This window comes from Rheinheimera tilapiae (assembly GCF_042432165.1).
In the GTDB taxonomy this organism is placed as follows: domain Bacteria; phylum Pseudomonadota; class Gammaproteobacteria; order Enterobacterales; family Alteromonadaceae; genus Pararheinheimera; species Pararheinheimera tilapiae.
On the sequence record NZ_JBHLXP010000003.1, the window covers coordinates 849,113 to 867,845 of the forward strand.

The 18,733-nt window shown below is 52.9% G+C and carries 11 protein-coding genes; 6 read left to right on the plus strand and 5 right to left on the minus strand.

Annotated features, from left to right (window positions below; genetic code table 11):
• Positions 1-97: 97 nt before the first annotated feature.
• From ACFFJP_RS14635 to ACFFJP_RS14650, 4 genes are all read right to left on the minus strand, one after another.
• Positions 98-2,911, minus strand: a complete 2,814-nt coding sequence (locus ACFFJP_RS14635) for a TonB-dependent receptor (protein WP_377245535.1) — start codon at positions 2,909-2,911, stop codon at positions 98-100.
• A gap of 448 nt (positions 2,912-3,359) precedes the next feature.
• Complete coding sequence (locus tag ACFFJP_RS14640) at positions 3,360-4,799, minus strand: capsule assembly Wzi family protein (protein WP_377245538.1); 1,440 nt, start codon at positions 4,797-4,799, stop codon at positions 3,360-3,362.
• Positions 4,800-4,965: 166 nt separating this feature from the next.
• Positions 4,966-7,038, minus strand: a complete 2,073-nt coding sequence (locus tag ACFFJP_RS14645; protein WP_377245541.1) for a M13 family metallopeptidase — start codon at positions 7,036-7,038, stop codon at positions 4,966-4,968.
• A gap of 128 nt (positions 7,039-7,166) precedes the next feature.
• A complete protein-coding gene (locus tag ACFFJP_RS14650) occupies positions 7,167-8,792 on the minus strand; it encodes a methyl-accepting chemotaxis protein (protein WP_377245544.1) in 1,626 nt (541 codons plus the stop codon).
• A 153-nt stretch (positions 8,793-8,945) separates the two neighbouring features.
• Here ACFFJP_RS14650 and ACFFJP_RS14655 point away from each other — a divergent pair, with 153 nt between their 5' ends.
• The 6 genes from ACFFJP_RS14655 to argA all read left to right on the plus strand — a co-directional run bounded on the left by ACFFJP_RS14655 (position 8,946) and on the right by argA (position 17,466).
• The gene (locus ACFFJP_RS14655; protein WP_377245547.1) at positions 8,946-9,359 is read left to right on the plus strand and encodes a DUF350 domain-containing protein; all 414 of its coding nucleotides are present in this window, start codon (positions 8,946-8,948) and stop codon (positions 9,357-9,359) included.
• A gap of 10 nt (positions 9,360-9,369) precedes the next feature.
• Entirely contained in the window at positions 9,370-9,963 is a 594-nt protein-coding gene (locus tag ACFFJP_RS14660; protein WP_377245551.1) for a DUF1190 domain-containing protein, read from the plus strand.
• A gap of 11 nt (positions 9,964-9,974) precedes the next feature.
• Positions 9,975-11,129 carry a glutathionylspermidine synthase family protein gene (locus tag ACFFJP_RS14665; RefSeq protein WP_377245554.1) on the plus strand — a complete coding sequence of 385 codons (1,155 nt, stop codon included), beginning with the start codon at positions 9,975-9,977 and terminating at the stop codon, positions 11,127-11,129.
• Between the two features lie 298 nt (positions 11,130-11,427).
• Positions 11,428-14,511: a glycosyl hydrolase family 18 protein gene (locus ACFFJP_RS14670; protein WP_377245557.1), complete on the plus strand. Its 3,084-nt coding sequence runs from the start codon at positions 11,428-11,430 to the stop codon at positions 14,509-14,511.
• Between the two features lie 63 nt (positions 14,512-14,574).
• Positions 14,575-15,774 (plus strand): lytic polysaccharide monooxygenase, encoded by a 1,200-nt coding sequence (locus ACFFJP_RS14675; protein WP_377245560.1) that lies wholly within the window; start codon positions 14,575-14,577, stop codon positions 15,772-15,774.
• Positions 15,775-16,143: 369 nt separating this feature from the next.
• Positions 16,144-17,466, plus strand: a complete 1,323-nt coding sequence (gene argA, locus ACFFJP_RS14680) for an amino-acid N-acetyltransferase (protein WP_377245563.1) — start codon at positions 16,144-16,146, stop codon at positions 17,464-17,466.
• 39 nt (positions 17,467-17,505) lie between these two features.
• On the opposite strand, the gene ACFFJP_RS14685 is transcribed toward argA, so the two are convergent.
• Complete coding sequence (locus tag ACFFJP_RS14685; RefSeq protein WP_377245566.1) at positions 17,506-18,582, minus strand: glycerol-3-phosphate dehydrogenase/oxidase; 1,077 nt, start codon at positions 18,580-18,582, stop codon at positions 17,506-17,508.
• Between the last annotated feature and the right edge of the window lie 151 nt (positions 18,583-18,733).

The following is an 18,733-nucleotide window of genomic DNA, read 5'->3' on the forward strand; positions in this document are numbered from 1 at the left end:
TGCGTGTTCGATCTGCGATACTAACCAGGTTTTTCAGGTCTTTAGCACAGATGATAAAAAAAGCCCCGGCGAACCAGGGCTTTGATTGTGGCAGAAATTACAGCTTGTAGCTGAAGCCTAACAGGTAGGTGCTGCCGTATTCCTGATAGTCACGGATTTTCAGCGCAGAACCTTGTGTCGACACAAATGGTTCGTCCGTTAAGTTCTGACCCTGCAGGAAGATAGACAGACCGTCGAGGTCTTTAAAGCCTGCTTCACCGAAGTCAAAACCGATTTGGGCATCGACAATCGTCTCGCCTTCGATATCCACTTGTTGAGTATCAAAACCGATACCGTAGACGTCGCCTTTAAAGTCACCGCGTTTACGCGCACTGACCCGGGCCTGGAAACCATTGCGCTCATAGAAAGCAGTGGCCGAAATAATTTCTTTCGACAGACCTGGCAGTTCGAAGTCTTTACCCAGCGGATCCTTAATATCCTGCTCGACTGCGGTATAGCTGGCGATCACACCAAAACCGTCCAGCACTTCAGTCACGATATTCAGTGGTAAAGTTACCGAGAACTCAGCACCCTGCAGCGTACCGCCACCACCATTCACTTTACCTGAACCGGTCGCACGTGAAGTTGCTGGCACCTTGCCAGTACTTGGATCTGCAACACCAGCTAAATCAACCTGATACTTACCGTCGAAGATCCACTCGTTCAGATCTTTCCAGAAATAAGCCACAGAGAAATAACCTTCATCAGAGAAGTAGTTCTCGTATGATAAGTCGATACCCAGCGCTTCTTTTGGCTCCAGCAGTGGATTACCACCACTGATACTCCAGTTGTTGCCATTGCTGTCAACCTGCTGGCTGTAGGTCGCGCCCACAGAAGAGTTCATTTCATCCAGACGAGGACGTGACATCGTTTTAGCCGCGCCAAAACGTACTGATTGGTTTTCAGCGACATCAAAAATCAGGTTCAGGCTTGGCAACACATGGTTGAAGCTATGGTCGATGTCGGTTGGTGATGCAACGATCAAGCCGTTGACACTACCAAAAGCGGTGCCTTGTGAATCCTGTTCAGTTTTAACGTAACGCACGCCAACACTACCAGTCACCGGAATACCACCGACTTCAGCTTCTAAATCAGCTTGTGTGTATAACGACAGCACATCTTCGTTGACGGTCCAGGTTTTAAATGAGTGGCTCTGATTGGTCAGGCTCTCGGCGGTTAACACATAATAACCGTCGTTCAACATGGCACCAGAATCATAAGCAATCATGTTGCCCATGCCGATGAAGTCCAGATTGACAGTACCCATCCGGTACTTCTCAGGCACAGTGACCATGGCTGGGAAGTCTTTTAAAGTCATGAAGTAACCTTCAGACTTTTTGTCTTTTTCCCGGGTTTTAAATGACGCGCCATAATGCATCTTGGTAAACATGCCGGCATCTTCCAGCATCTGCGTCGCAGCCAGTTTAAAAGCACTCATTTCGTCATCCACGGTAGGCGCGTTGATAAAACCGTCCTGTGCCGTGTTTTCATACAGATCGTTGCCGACCACACCAAATTTCTGGTTCAGAGCAGTACTCCAACCCCAGCTGCGTGGGCCACCCAACTTGATCAGGTTGTAATCACCGTAGTTCAGGCTTGGCGTAAACACAGCGCCAGAGTTGCCTGGACGGAATTCATAGCTCAGGTTGTCACCGACACCCAGTTTGTCACCACGACCAGTACCGGCGTAGCTTTCAAAGGACCAAATTTCGCGCTCTACAGATGAGTGGCTGGCATCAAAATTTAACGTCCAGTCATCGTTCAGGTTGTAATCAGCGTTAAAACCAAACGCGTTCATTTTGGCGTCGCGGTTTTCCAGATCGTTCCGTACGACCAGATATTCATTGCTGACTTTTGCTTTGGTCACAAAGCCGGTTGCCGGATCAACAGCAAGCGCTGAAGAGCCACGGTTGTAACCCCAAGCGAATGGGATCTCGATACCGCGCAGGATTTTCTCGTCAGAGAAATCAACATACAGCGCGTCAAACGTCATTTTCAGTTTGTCGTTTGGTGCCGCTTCAACCACTAACAGCGCTGAATCACGATCCAGCACAGATGAGCGCACAAACGGCTTGGCGCCACCCAATACAGAGTAGTTTTTGCCATCAACTGAAAAGTCTGGATAGCCCCAGGCGTTCCAGCGTTTTTCCTGGTTTGGCGAGCTCATTTTTGAGTACGCAAAAGCGACGCCGATGGTGTCATTAGCGAATTTGTCGATGTACGAGAATGTGCCACGGGCACCGGCATCTTTACCATCCGGGTTCAGCTTGTCCAGGCTGGTCATTTCGTACTGGCCGTTAAACTGAATCGTGCGCTCGCGGCTTAATGGTTTGACCGTCTGCATGTCGATCACACCGGCGATGCCCTCGGCTTCCAGTGTGGCGTTTGGCGTTTTATATACAGTCACGCCGCTCATGATTTCAGACGGATATAAATCGAATTCTACGCCGCGGTTGTCACCGATAGAGACTTGCTCACGGCCGTTGAATGTGGTGGCACTTTCGTTTTCACCGAAACCACGGATACTGACGCGGCTGGCACGACCGTCCAGACGCTGTGACGCCAGACCAGGCAGACGGGAAATAGATTCTGCGATACTGGAATCCGGTAACTTACCGATGTCTTCGGCAGAGATAGATTCAACCACGTTGGTTGAGAAACGTTTGGTGTTGATGGATTCAACAACAGAACGGCGGAAGCCTTTGATCTCGATAATTTCGACAGCAGCTTCAGCTTTGGCCTTGGCCCGAGCCTCAGTTGGTGTGAGTTTTTTCGCGGTATCTGCAGTTGTTTCTTGCGCTGCAAAGCCTGATGCACTGAAACCGGCCGCAGCCAGTGCCAGTGTCAGCAAGTTGAGTTTGTAATGTTTCATTGCCCTTCATCCCCGGTGTGGTGTTTCATAGTTATTTGGTTGCGTGCTCCATACCCAGGGGCATGAAGGATAACAACTATGCTATTTCTATGTGGAAGCTCACCCCGATACAACATGAATACGTATTCATAATCATGCTTTTGCGCTGCGGCAGTGCAACTTTCTGCAATGCTGCACCTTGCTTGTGCAAAACCGGACTTTCAGCAGAGGCTTTCGCGCCAGACTGCACCGAAATGTCCCGCATTTGAGGCCTGTCCCATGTAACGAATAGCACAGAATTTGTGAAAAAAATGACTGATTTCAAAGGAAGGGGCGGAAAGTTCATGCAGGGTTTAAACCGCGGCTGTCACTGTCATAGTTCCAGCCAGCGAAAAGAGGGCAATCTGCCGGCCTATCACCGGCAAATTGCATACGTATGCAATGACTCAGGCAGAGATTATGCAAAATGTCAGAACTGGCGGCTCCAGCTCAGGAATAGTTCAGTTTGCCAGTCCCGTTCTTGACTGACTTTATCCAGTGTATTGCTAAACTCCAGTCCCCATTTCCACTGATCCGCATGGTCGCGCCATTGCTGCTCAGTGCGCCACAACAGCACAGTACGGGCTGGCAATTGCGTTTGGGTCCACTGCGACGGTAAATCGACCCGGGTGCCATCGACATTCAAGCGCAACCAGGCCAGTTTGTTGTGCCAGCTGGTCGAACTGTCCAGTTGCGTCAACATCCCCAGATTCAGTGCCTTGCTGTCATTATCATACGAAGTACCGAACGCCCGGCCATAGCGGCGATAACCATCATGGTGTGTCGAATGCTCGTAATAACAATTGAATTTACGGTCATTACTGCAATCGATGGCGGTATCAATGATTTCCAGATAAATCCGGCTACTGAGTGGCCGGACATAAGTATCGATCCCCAGCTGATAAGACACTTTGTACAGCTGCAATGTTTTTGTGCTGACATCATCGGCAATCGCTGACCAATACACACCAAATGGCTGATCCAACAGACTGGTGGTCCAGCGCAGATCATAACCGGCCAGCATATTTTCAGAGCCTTCCAGCGTACCGCCACGGAACAGGCCGTCAAACCAATCGTTCAGGCCATTGCCGTAACCCTGGCCGCCGTACGTCATGACCCAACTAAAGCCCATTTCCAGTGAGTTCAGCGGTTTAATGCCCAGTCTGGCCTGCCACAGTTTGGCATCAGGCACCTGAGCCCGACTGCTGAGCTGGCCAAAGCTGGTGGTAAAAGTCCAGGCTGGCAGCCAGTCCTCTGCCGCCGCGGCACTGGAGTTCCGGCTCAGCGTCACCGCCGGCACTGGCCGGGCATTGGTCGATAGAATCGCGCTAGTATCAAATGACGGGCCCCAGTATTTTTCCAGCGCACCGGCACTGACAATCCAGTTGCCGGCTTTAACCGCGACGTAACTGCCGTCCAATCGGGTACGATTCTGGTCAAACGGCTGACTGACCTGACTGACCTGCAGCCGGGCACTGACGCGGTCGTTTTGATAGCTGCCGCTAGCCTGCGCCTGGGCTTTATCCCGCAAGGTATCGCCAAAACGCACAATAGCCGGTTGTTCAGTTTCACCGGCAAGGCTCAGACTGGCCTGCACGCCGCGCCGATCGCGCTGCCACAGCATCATCACCCGGTGTAAAGCATCGCGCAGATCTGGAGTCAAAGCGTCGGCATCCACACTTTGCAAATCCTGCACAATGCCACTCCACATCAGCGGATAAGTATTGATGGGCTGTCGGATATAGCCTGAGTCGGCTAATAGCTGGATATCGTTACGCAGCGCTAAATCATCAGCTTCAATCCACCAACCGGCAGACGCCGGGGCAGACATCACAACGGCACAGCTAATTAATACAGAGAGCAGTTTCAAAATGAATTCCCTTCGCAAAAAGTTGCGGCGATTATACACAGCCGTTTGCACCGGCCAAATGACTCAGTATGCACCCAGTACAATTTCGCTACATTTTAGCGGTAGTGGTGCCGTATAAAAACAAAACGGGACCCAAGTCCCGTTTTCATCATAATGCGTCAGCTGCTTACCAGATCTTCACCCGGACATCATCCGGCCGGTACATACCGTCACCAGGCTTCACGTCATAGGCCTGATAAAATTCCGGCATATTCGACAGCACGCCTAACACACGATACATACCCGGCGAATGTGGTCCGGTGATGATCTGCTGACGCAGCGCTTCATCGCGGAACTTAATCCGCCAGACCTGTGACCAGCCGATGAAAAAGCGTTTTTCACCGGTAAAACCGTCGATCACCGGGGCTGGCTTGCCCGCCAGTGAGTTCTGATACGCCCGGTACGACACAGTCAATCCGCCGAGATCGGCGATGTTTTCACCAAGACCCAATGCGCCTTGCAGGTGTAAATCGTCAATCGGATTAAAGGCACTGTATTGGTCGATCATCTGCTGCGCACGTTGTTTGAACTTCTGTTCATCGTCCGGCGTCCACCAATCGCGCAAATTGCCGTCGCCATCTGAACGACGGCCCTGATCGTCAAAACCATGGGTAATTTCATGGCCAATCACGCCGCCGATAGCGCCATAGTTCACCGCATCGTCGGCTTCAACATTAAAAAATGGCGGCTGCAGAATGGCGGCCGGGAACACAATTTCATTCATTGTCGAGCTGTAGTAGGCATTGACCGTTTGCGGTGTCATGCCCCAGTCCGTGCGGTCGACTGGTTTGCCAAGACGACTGGTATTGCGCTGGTATTCACAGGCACTGCTGCGCTGCATATTGCCCACCAGATCGCCGGCTTTCACTTCCAGACAGCTGTAATCACGCCACACATCCGGGTAACCAATTTTGGTATTAAATTTCGCAAGCTTCGCCAATGCTTGCTGCTTGGTCTCCGGACTCATCCACTCGAGGCCATTGATTGACTGCTCAAAAGCGGCGCGCAGATTTTTAATCAGCTGCTCCATCCGCGCTTTCGCTTCAGGTTTGAAGTGTTTTTCGACATACAGCTTGCCGACCATAAACCCCAACGCTTCATCAATCGCTGCGACGGCGCGTTCTTCGCGTGGTTTTTGTTGCTGCAAACCGTTCAGCGCGCGACCATAAAAGTCGAAACTGGCTTGTTCAAAGCCGCTCGCCAGTAAAGCGGCGTGACTGCGGATTAAATGAAATTTCAGATACAACTGCCAGTCGGCCAGACTGATCTGACTTTGTAGTTTGGCAAATTCGCTGAGATATGTCGGTTGACGCACCACCAGACTGTCGATGCCCTGCATGCCGGCACCTTGCAGGAAACCAGCCCAGTCAAATCCAGGGGCTGCAGTGGCGAGCTCTGCCGGTGTCATTTTGTTGTATGTTGCGGCGCGGTCACGATTTTGCACGCGGCTCCACTGAATAGCTGCTAGCTGTTGCTCGATGGCATAAATCCGGTCTGCCGCTGCAGTGCCGTCCGGCCAGCCGGCCAGTTCCCAGAATTTGGCGATCATCCAGCGGTACTGCTGTTTGATTTTTTCGGCTTTTTCGTCCGTTTTTAAATAGTTATCCCGATCTGGCATGCCAAGCCCAGATTGATTCACCAGACTGATGTACTGCGTGGAGTTTTTTTGATCCTGACCGACAAACAAGGTCACTGGCGTGCCGTAGCGCTGAGGTTGCAGTTTCCCCCACAACACAGCCAACTCCGCCGGAGTTTTTAAGGCGTCAATTGCAGCAATATCAGCGTTTAACGGTGTCAGGCCCAAGGCGTCAATCGCTGCCGTGTCCATAAATGCGCGGTATAAATCACCGATTTTTTGCGCATCAGTACCCACTTCAGCCGGTTTGGCCGCTTGTTGCTGCACCAGCTCCAGCACATGTTTCTCCGCGTTATAACGCAGCTCGTCAAAACTACCCCAGCGCGATTTGTCAGCCGGGATTTCAGTTTTAGCCAGCCAGTTGCCGTTCACATAGCGGAAAAAATCTTGCTGCGGTTTCATCTGGGTATCAAGATTGCCCAGTTCAATCCCCGACTTCAGTGCAACCGTTTCAGTCTGCGCTGATGCCGCAGGCGCTGCAGAATCCGGCGCTTTGCCACAACCGGTCAGATGAAGAGTCAGCGCCGCTGCGACGGCCAGCGCAATAATGGTTTTTTGCGACATAAAAGATTCCCGGAACGAACAATGAAATTCGTTCCGAGTGTAGTGAGCCTGATCTGAATGTCCAGCATGTCAGGTGACTCGGCGGCCTGTTCTGCGACAGACAGAGTAATAGCCGCTATGAATGCAGGTCAGACCTGAAATTCGGCGGCCTGCATTCGTAACCGTGATGCCAGTTCGGCCAATGTCTCACTGGCCTCGGCGCTTTGCGCAGAGCTGCGGCTAACTTCGGAAATGCTGCTGTTAAAATCAGTGATGTTACGATTAATCTCTTCTGCAACAATAGTTTGCTGCTCAGTTGCTGTAGAAATTTGTACGTTCATATCGACAATCGCTGAAATCGAGTTTTTGATTTGCTCCAACAAAGTGCCAGCCTGTTGTGCATTATGCACACTACCGTCGGCATGGCCTTGTGACTGCGCCATCGCATTGACTGCGTCACGAGCAGCAGCCTGTAATGTGTCGATCATGCTGCGGATAGATTCCGTGGCTTGCTGGGTATTGGTCGCCAACGTGCGTACTTCGTCTGCCACCACAGCAAAACCACGCCCCGCTTCACCTGCCCGCGCCGCTTCAATTGCGGCATTTAATGCCAGCAAATTCGTCTGGGCTGCAATGCTTTGGATCACAGACAGCACCTGACTGATTTTGTCAGACTCAGTGCTGAGCTGACCAATGACCGCGCTGGCACCATTCACCGTTTCTGACAACCGGGTAATAGCGGTGATATTGGCAGTTACCTGCTGCACACCTTGTTGCGCCTGCGCATCAGTCACATTGGCCTGATCTGAGGTATTTTGTGCGCTGTTAGCAACTTCCTGAATGGCAGCTGACATCTGATTAATCGCCGTGGCGATCATATTGGCTTGTTGTTCCTGTTCAAACGCCGTTTTACTAACCTGGTGGCTGATAGTACTCATTTCTTCAGACGCCGCCGCCAGTTGCACGACCGCACTCGACAGGTCGGAAAAAAACTGCTGCATACGCCCCATGGTTTGGTTAAACGCCAGCGCAGTGTCAGCAATCTCATCCCGCCCTGTGACTGCGGCCCGCAGGCGCAGGTCCGAGTTGGTGCCGACCGTCATAATGGTGGTTTGCAAATTCGATAGCGGCCGCTGGATTGACCGAGTGACCAGCGCCGACAACAGCAGCAACACCGTACCAACGAGCAGCAGCACACTGACAAATAACCAGACGGTGTTGTCGAACGTCTGATGTGCTTCTTCGGTAAAACGTTGGGATTCGCTCAGTTGCAAATCAATCAGCTTTGTCAGCGCCGCGCTCAGCGGATCGGCACTGGCATACAAGGTCTCATTAAAACTTTTGACAGGTTCCTGTGTCAGCTGATTATCAGCCAGTAATTGCCGATATTGCGCCAGTTGTGCACTCCATTGCGTGATATGCTGTTCGGCTTCCGCCAGCAACCGTTGCTCTTCGTCTGTCATCTTAGTGACACGATAGGCCTGCCAGGCTTTTTCTGCTTCCGTTACTGACTGTTGTAAGATTTGCAAGGTCTGGCTGGCATCCAATAACCCGGCTCGGTGTTTATGCAGAGTATCGACGATGGTCACTGCATAAGCATCCGACACTTGCTTGATTTGCTGCAGTGGCTTCACCCGGTCGTTGTACAGGCTGTCTACTCCTGTCGCCAATAACTTCATGTTATACAATGACAACAGACACATCAGCACCAGCGCCGTCAATGGCAGCGCAGCGAGCAGCACCAGGCGGCTTCGCACTTTAAGTTGATTTAACATGATGAATACTCCGGAATTGGCATCGAGACGGATCTTTCTGAGCATAGCTCAGCAATATCTAAATGCGCGCCAGCATGGTCAGTGATTGCGTTTCCAATGAATTTTCAGGATGATAGGGAAAATTCGTTTTTTTAAATCGACAAGGATTTCTCTATGCCTGATTCCATTCTCGCCTCAGTTGCCGGCCTACCCGCTTTCCTCAGTTTTTTTGTACTGGCGATTTTGCTGGTGCTGTTATTTTGCCGCTTTTACAGCTGGGTGACGCCGCATGACGAATTGGCGCTGATCCGTGCCAATAATCCGGCAGCCGCCATTGCGTTTGTTGGTGCATTAATCGGCTTTGCGCTGCCTCTGGCCAGTGCGATTGAACATTCGGTGTCGCTGGCAGATTGTGCGATTTGGGGGGCTTTCGCTTTAATCATCCAGATTGGTACTTTTGTCGCAGTACGGTTGACAGTGCGCCAGTTGCCACAGCGGATTAGTGAAGGCGAAATTGCCTCCGGCATCCTTGCTGCCGGTGCATCTATCGCTGTAGGCCTGGTGAACGCAGCCAGCATGACATTCTGACGGAGGCACTATGAACAAAGCAGTTAAACGCAGTAAAAAAGCCGCTTTAGTCCTGATGGTGCCCGCGACTGGCTTTTTCCTCGCCAGTTGCAGCACCGAAGAGCCTGTGCCAAGCGCCGTCTACAAAAACGCCGAAGAATGTGCCGCATTTTATAACCCACCGGAAAGCTGCAAAGCCGAATTTGCCAAAGCCGAGGCACTGCACCAGCAAGTGGCACCGAAGTATCAAACTCAGGCCGAATGTGAAGCCGACTTTGGTGCCGGCAATTGCCCGGTACCTGCGGCACCAGCGCCAGGACAGCAACAAGCCAGTTCCGGCGGCGGTTTTTTTATGCCGATGATGATGGGCTTCCTCGCCGGTCAGATGCTGAATAAAAGCAGTTCGGCCAAACAATATGTGCCAACGCAACCGCTGTATAAATCCAAAGACGATTTATCGACGTTTCGTACGGCAGGCAATCAGCCGGTGGCCCGTCAGACCGGTCCGGTCAGTGTGATGCCGTCCCGGATGCAGATGGCGCCGGGCAAAATGGCATCGCGTGGCGGTTTTGGTGCACAGGCGCAACGGCGTAGTGACCAGCAAAGCGCATCCTCTGGCGGTTAAGGACTGTATCGATGAAAAAGCTACGGATAGCCGAACGGCCGGGTTGGCGCAGTTATGCCGAATCGGTTGGCTTTAATTTCCACACCTTTGACGGTGAACCCTATTGGGATGAGTCGGCCTATTATCAGTTCAGCCTGCAACAGATTGAACAGGATTTAGAAGGACCAACCGAAGAAATTCATCAGATGGCATTGTCGCTGGTGCCGGAAATTCTGGCCAGCGAACAGTTATTACAACAGCTGGATGTGCCGGCGCCTTATTGGGATTGGATCGCAGCCAGCTGGCAAAGCCAGCAACCGCATCTGTACGGCCGGTTGGACCTCGCCTATGACGGCAACGGTCCGGCCAAATTGCTGGAACTGAATTACGACACGCCGACGTCTTTGTATGAAACCGGGTTTTTCCAGTGGGTCTGGCTGGAAGATCAGCTGATGCGCGGCAAACTGCCAGCAGGCGCCGATCAGTTTAATTCTTTGCAGGACCAGCTTGAACACCGTTTTGCCACGCTGAACATGCTGCAACCCGTCTATTTCAGCTGTGTTGCCGACAATATCGAAGACAAAGGCACTGTGCATTATCTGATGGATATTGCCATGCAGGCCGGGATCGACGCGCGTTTTCTCGGTCTGGATCAAATTGGTGAAATTAACGGCCAACTGGTGGATACCGACAACTACCCGCTACAGTCGTTATTTAAGCTGTATCCATGGGAATTCATGCTGCGGGAAGATTTCGGTGTGCACCTGAAAAGCAGCAACACCCGTTATCTGGAACCGGCCTGGAAAATGTTGTTGTCGAACAAAGGTATTTTGCCGTTGTTGTGGCAGAAATATCCGAATCATCCCAATTTGCTGCCGGCGTTTTTTGACACAGAACCCGCCGCCACGCTTGGCGCTGGCTGGGTGCGTAAACCGTTGTATTCACGCGAAGGCGCGAATATCGAGCTGGTGGACCATCAGGGCCAACGGCTGCAGGTTGAGGGCCCGTACAACGACAGCGGTTTTATCCGTCAGGCCTTTCACCCGCTGCCAAAATTCGGCGACAGTTATACACTGATCGGCTCCTGGCTGGTTGGCGACAGCGCCGCTGGTATCGGTATTCGGGAAGACAATTCGCTGATCACCAAAGACAGCTCGCGGTTTTTACCGCATATCATTCTGGACTGAATCCGGTCCATGCCCGCGACGGCTGCCCTGCAGCCGTTTGCTTAAACGGCAAAAAAGTAAGCAAATCACACACCTGCCCTGATATCAAAAATTAATCAGATAAAAATCACATTCTTGTCTGAAAGCTGATTTTGACAACGCTGTCATTTGTTTCATCTTGATGGCAGCAAAACAGGCACTCTTCCATGGACAGCGCACACAAGGATCAGTGCAGCACAGGGATTCAGTGAAAAAGCACCCCAACGCCCGTCATGCTACTGAAAACAAAATAAATCTAAATCAACAGGCAGGACTTGATATGCAAACTCAATTAATCACGGCTCGCCGACTCGGCTGGCTGTGCGGCGCACTTTATTGCACGCAGCTGCAGGCAGCTACCGTCAGCTGTACCAACCTGGAAAGCTGGCTCGCCAGTAAAGCTTACAATGGCGGCTCGACAGTCCAGCATGAACAAAAGGCCTATAAGGCTAACTGGTGGAATCAGAATAAAAACCCGGCGCAGTATGCCAATCCGTATCAGGAATGGACCAAACAAGGCGACTGCGAAGGCGTGGTGGCAAATCAGCCGCCACAAGTCAGCCTGACTGCGCCTGCGGCAGGCAGCAACCACAGCGCCGGCACCGTGGTGACGCTGAGCGCCAACGCCAGCGATACCGATGGCAGCGTCAGTAAAGTGGAGTTTTATGTCGATAATCAACTGGCCGGCAGCGACAGCAGCGCGCCATACAGCCTGAACTGGACGGCTGTTGCCGGCAATCACAGCGTCTATGCCAAAGCGACCGACGACAAAGCGACCAGCAACCAGAGCACACCGGTCAGCTTTAGTGTCAGCGCCGGTAATAATAAGCTGCCCACTGTCAGCATCACAGCGCCCGCGAACAATGCCAGCCTGAATGCCGGTGAAACAGTGCTGCTCAGTGCCACCGCCAGCGATGCCGACGGCAGCGTTGCCAAAGTACAGTTTGTGTTAAACGGCACTGTGATTGCGGAAAAAACCACGGCCCCTTACAGCAGCAGCTGGACTGCTGTCGCCGGCAATCAACAACTGACTGTGCGGGTGATTGATAATCTCGGCGCACAAAACCAAACCAGTATTCAGTTCAGTGTCAGTAGCAGCCAAACCGGTCACGCCGCCTGCCGGCCTGACGGTCTGTACCAGACGCCGGGGCTGGATGTGCCCTACTGCACTATCTACGACCAGCAAGGCCGCGAGAAAATGGGCGCCGACCACCCGCGCCGCATCATCGGGTATTTCACCAGCTGGCGCACCGGCAAAAATGGTCAGCCGGCTTATTTGGCTCACAACATTCCGTGGGACAAAGTGACCCACTTAAACTACGCCTTTGCCCATGTCGACGCGCAACACAAAGTGTCAATTGGTAACCCGCTGGCGCCCGACAATGCCGCCACCAATATGGAATGGCCAGGTGTGGCCGGCGCGGAAATGGATCCGCAGTTCAGCTTTAAAGGCCATTTTAACCAACTGAATAAATTCAAAAAACAACATCCGGGCGTGAAAACACTAGTGTCGATTGGCGGCTGGGCCGAAACCGGTGGCTATTTTGATGATAACGGCAACCGCGTCGCCAGCGGCGGTTTTTATACCATGACCACCAATGCCGACAATTCAGTGAATGTGGCCGGCATCAACACTTTCGCTGATTCTGTGGTCACTTTCCTGCGCACCTACAGTTTTGACGGCGCCGATATCGACTATGAATATCCGTCCAGCATGAAAGACTCCGGCAATCCGGATGATTTTGCCATCTCCAACGCCCGGCGTGCCGGCCTGATGGCGTCTTATCAGGTGCTGATGAAAACGCTGCGGGAAAAACTCGACGCCGCCTCAGTCGCTGACGGCAAACACTATTTATTGACTATCGCCTCGCCGTCGAGCGGCTATCTGCTGCGCGGCATGGAAGTGTTCCCGGTCACGCAATATCTCGATTACGTCAACATCATGAGCTACGACCTGCACGGCGCGTGGAACCAGCACGTCGGCCCGAATGCGGCACTGTTTGATGATGGCCGCGACAGCGAATTGTTGGTGTGGAACTATTACCAGAGCGCGCAGTATCAGGGCCTTGGTTATCTGAATACCGACTGGGCTTATCATTACTTCCGCGGCGCTATGCAAGCAGGCCGCATCAATATCGGCGTGCCCTATTACAGCCGCGGCTGGCAGAATGTCACGGGTGGTAGCAAAGGTTTGTGGGGCAAAGCAGCACAGCCGAATCAAAACCAGTGCCCACCAGGCACTGGCGGCTCGCCACAAAACCAATGTGGCGCTGGTGCTGTTGGCATCGACAATCTGTGGCATGACAAAAACAGTCTGGGCGCTGAAGTGCCAGCCGGTTCAAACCCGTTGTGGCATACCCGCAACCTGCAGCTTGGCAAAACCGGCTCTTATGCCGCCGCTTATGGCCTGGATCCGGCCACAGATCCAACCGACCGACTGACCGGTGTCTATCAGCCCCAATACGACCCGACGCTGGTTGCCACCTGGCTGTGGAACGACACGAAAAAAGTGTTTTTGTCGGTTGAAGATGAAGAAAGTATTCAGCAAAAAGCCAACTACATCGTCAATAGGGGCATCGGCGGTGTGATGTTCTGGGAATTGGCCGGCGACTACAGCTATGACGCGGCTAAAGCCGAATATGGCATGGGTTCCGACCTGACCAGCATCTTCTACCAGACCTTTAAAACTGCGCTGCCCTATGGCAATAAACGCGACCCGAAACCGCTGCCGGCACAAAGTCTGGACCTGCAGGTCAAAATCGACGGCTTTAAGCTCGGCGATGCCAACTATCCGATCAATCCAAAACTGACGCTGACAAACAAAGCCGGCCAGACGATTCCGGGCGGCGCCAAAATCAGCTTTGATGTGCCGACCGCCAGTGGCGACAACTTCACCGACCAAAGCGGTTATGGCACCAAAGTCACGCAAAGCGGCCGCAACAGCAGTGGCAATAACATCGGCGGTATTCAAAACGACTTCCACCGCGTCGAGCTGTCGTTACCGACACACAGCCCGCTGGCAGCAAACGCCAGCACCAGCATCACGCTGAACTACTACCTGCCGATCCCAATGCCATCGAACTGGCGCGTCAGTGTCGGTAGCCAGAGCTTTGCACTGAAACAGGAATATCCACAGCTGCCGGCCGGCACTATTTCCGGAACTGGCGGCGGTGGTGGCGACAACGGCGGCAGTTGTGCCGGCGTGCCTGCCAATGTCAATGACTACCCGAACTGGCCACGTGGCACATATGCCGCTGGCGGCGACCATCTGCGCCATCAAGGCAAAGTTTACAAAGCCAACTGGTGGACCCAAGCCGTGCCCGGGTCCGATAGCAGCTGGACTTTTGTCTGCAACAAGGCCTGATCCAACCTTTGATAGCCATCAGACAGACCGCCAAAACGGTCTGTCATTTCAGGAGAACACAAAATGCTCAAGTTATTCGCAGGAACCGGCTCACTACTGTTATTGCTGGTCGCACAAGCCGCTCAGGCGCATGGTTATGTTGATTACCCCAAAGCCCGCCAGCAAATCTGTAAAGACGACGGCGGCTACTGGTGGCCAGCCGATGGTTCCGGTATTCCGAATCTGGCCTGCCGTGCGGCTTACCAACAATCAGGCGGTTATGCGCTAACGCAACACCATGAATATTCAACCAATGTTCCAGACTATCACAACCAAACGGCGGTGCGCGCTGCGCTGAAAAATGGTCTGCTGTGCGCCGGTGGCGACAGCCGCAAATCCGGGATGGATGTGCCGTCCGCACATTGGCAGCGCACCGTGATAGATCTGAAAACCACGCCACAGCTTCGCGTCCGTTTTCGCGCCACCACGCCGCATAATCCCAGTTTCTGGCAGTTTTATCTGTCCAATCCGGGCTTTGACGCAGCCAGCGCACCGCTTAGTTGGGAGCAGCTAACGCTGATCCATCAGCAAACCGATGTGCCTGCCGTCAGTGGTTATTACGAAATCGACGTGCCGCTGCCGAAGAATCGTAGTGGCAATGCCGTGTTGTATACGCGCTGGCAACGTCAGGATGTGGTCGGTGAAGGCTTTTACAATTGCTCTGATTTACAGTTCAGTAATGGCGACAGTGGCAGCGGTAATTGGTATGACAAAGGCACGTATTTAAGCGCGACTCAGCTTGGCAAAGCCGGCGAAACCGCGTTACTGCGGGTATTTGACAGCAACGGTCAGGAACTGCTGCAAAAATCCCTGCTGATCAGCAGTGCTAATCAGACGGGCCAGCAATGGGCATGGGAGCTGGCGCAACAGGTCAATGCTGTCCATAGCGACCTGCTGCAGATTGGGGTGCTCAACAACGGGCAGATCAGTCTACAGCAACCGATCGGTAGCAACCGGTTGTATCTGCGAAATGCCACTGGCTATGCCAATCTCGACTTAAAACCAGCACAAACCGGCCAGACTTGTGGTGGCGTCGATCCTCTCAAAATCTTCGTCTACCCGAACTGGCCGCGCAAAGATGAAGCCAACAGACCGAGTTTTGCCGCCAGCGGCGACTACATGTCTGATGCCGGTAAGTTGTATCAGGCCAAATGGTGGACCCAAAGCAAACCCGGCAGCGACGGTAGCTGGCAGTTTGTCTGTAGCTTCAGTAGCGGCACCTGATCAGGCAGTGGCTTTTGCGACGCGGGCGCAAGGAAGCGCCCGCCTTTTAGATTTATATGCTGTTTTTATGGATATATTTGCAATCAAATTAACTAAAAACGCAGCAACTGAATACATTTCCCGCTTAATCATAGCGTTAGCCTTGCAGACTTACTGCGGCAAAAAACCAGCCAAATAATTGTTGGATATTTATCCACTTTTCCATTAAAGTACGCGCCAATTTCCTGTCCCGTTCAGTCCGCGCTGCGTGCACTCAGCACACTGCGGCCTGACGGTTATACTGCAAACAGTCATACCGCTGTCATACAAAGCGCTTATGACTGAGATCAGCATTGCTGACCCACTTTCACAGAAGGACACAAACAGAGCGTGCGTACTACTGAACTTGTTGATGGATTCCGCCAGTCGGCCCCTTATGTCAATGCGCACCGCGGCAAAACCTTTGTGGTGATGCTGGGCGGCGAGGCTATTACACAACCTGGTTTTCGCAGTATTATCAATGACATCGCTCTGCTAAATACCTTGGGCATTAAAATTGTGCTGGTATACGGTGCGCGGCCGCAGATCAACGATGCGCTGACGCAGGCCGGTCTGACGGCGCATTATCACAATCGTATCCGTGTCACTGACGACGATTCATTTCAGCTGATTAAGCAAATCGCCGGCGCTCTGCAACTGGATATCACCGCCCGACTGTCGATGAGTTTGTCCAACACTCCGATGCACAATGCGCAGATAAACGTGGTCAGCGGCAACTTTGTCATTGCGCAGCCTTTGGGTGTTGATGAAGGTGTCGATTATTTCCACAGCGGTAAAGTACGCCGCATCGACGTCGCCGGTATCCGACGCCAGCTCGACCAGAACTGTATTGTACTGATGGGGCCGATTGCGGCTTCGGTGACCGGCGAGAGTTTTAATCTGACCGCCGAAGAAATCGCCACTCAGGTCGCGATCAAATTAAAAGCCGACAAAATGATTGGCTTCAGCGACGATGGCGGCATCATTGACGAAGATGGTGAAATTATCGCGGAATTAATGCCTAATTTCGCCGAAAGTACGCTGACAGATCTGGAGCGTGACCAGCGCGCCTGCACTTCGACATTAGCGTTCCTGCATGCAGCGATCACCGCCAGCCGTGCCGGTGTGTCACGTTGTCACTTGGTCAGCAGCACGATGAACGGCGCACTGTTACAGGAACTGTTCTCGCGCGACGGTATCGGTACCCAAATCGTTACTGAAGCGGCCGAACGCCTGCGTCTGGCTACCATCAATGATATCGGTGGTATTTTGGATTTGATCCGGCCGCTGGAACAACAAGGACTGCTGGTACGCCGCTCCCGCGAGCAGCTGGAAATGGAAATCGACCAGTTTGTCGTGATTGAACGCGACGGCCTGGTCATCGGTTGCGCGGCGTTATATCCGTTTCCGGAAGAGAATGTTGGGGAATTCGCCTGTCTGGCGGTACACCCGAACTATCGCGACGCCGACCGTGGCAGCCTGCTGCTGAAACACATTATCGGTCTCGCCCGTCAGCGTAAGTACTACACCCTGTTTGCACTGACGACGCGTAGTATCCACTGGTTCCTCGAACACGGCTTTGAACTGAAAGACGTCGCCGATTTGCCGGCGAAAAAACAGCAGCTGTATAACTATCAGCGCCGCTCAAAAATCCTGGCACTGGATTTAACCTAAAGTTTGCTGCTGCGCAGGGCTTTGCCCTGCGGGCAACAATTAATCCCTGCCTTTTACCTGCGCGACCACTTGCTTCGCCAGCGCCCGCGCTGTCGTCCACTTGCCGCCGTTCACGGTCAGGATCGCCTGTTGCCAATGCATTGCATATTCGCGACTGGCTTTACTGGCATCATCAGCGCCGCCAAGTAAAGGCCGCACCCCGGCAAATTCACGTTGAATATCGCTGTCAAACCGTTTGGTGACAAAATAATGGTTATAAAGCCGTAACAGGTAGCTGCGTTCTGCATCACTGCAGCGGATAGGTTCCGTTAGCTGCTGCCGCACTTCGGTGGTGCCCAGCAGGGTCTGGCCTTTAAATGGCAATACAAACACAATCCTGCCCTCTCCCGGCACTTCCAGCATATGGCCATAACGGCACAGCGGCGGCAGTAACAAATGACTGCCGCGCACCAGATCCAGCGCCTGTTGCACCGGTAATGCTGATTGTTGCAGCAACTGATTCGCCCATGGACCGGCGACATTAATCACACGGTCAAACTGACGCCATTCGCCGTTGGCAAGCTGCAACCGACCATCGGCCTGCAACGCCAGTACCGGACAATGATCGTGAATGTGTACACCATGCTGGCGAGCCTGTGCAGCGACCCAGAGCCCCAGCTGCTGGTCGTCCATCTGGCCGTCAAAAAACAAAAAAGCGCCGAGTAAACCATCGGGTTGTAAATCCGGACTGCAGCGCAGTGTCTGCTGCGCATTGAGCCAGCGATGCTGGCCAATCCCCTTTCGTCCTGATAGCAGATCGTAAAGCCACAAGCCGATTTTCAGTTGCCAGCGCGGCCGCCGGCCACTGCGGTAAATCGGGTACAGGATCGGCAATCGCCGGGTCAGATGCGGCGCCTTTTTGATCCACCAGCGCCGTTCCTGCAACGCTTCGTGCACCAAGCGGAATTCACCTTGCTCCAGGTAACGCAGGCCGCCGTGCAGCAATTTGCTGGAAGCCGCACTGGTCGCCTGCATCAGGCCGTCGCGTTCAAACAACTCAACCTGATGGCCTGCCAGCGCCAGCTGCCAGGCTGACGTCACGCCATTGATCCCACCGCCGATCACTGCAATAAACACGGAGCATTTTCCTTTACTAATTAATTGTTTAAGCAAAGCAAAATTAGCCCTGCTTGTCTAATTTTCCGGACAGATCACCCGCCTGCTGCGCTGGCGGGGCCTGAAAAAACAGCTACAGTTGTGTCATTATGGATTTTTACTGTACCTGAAA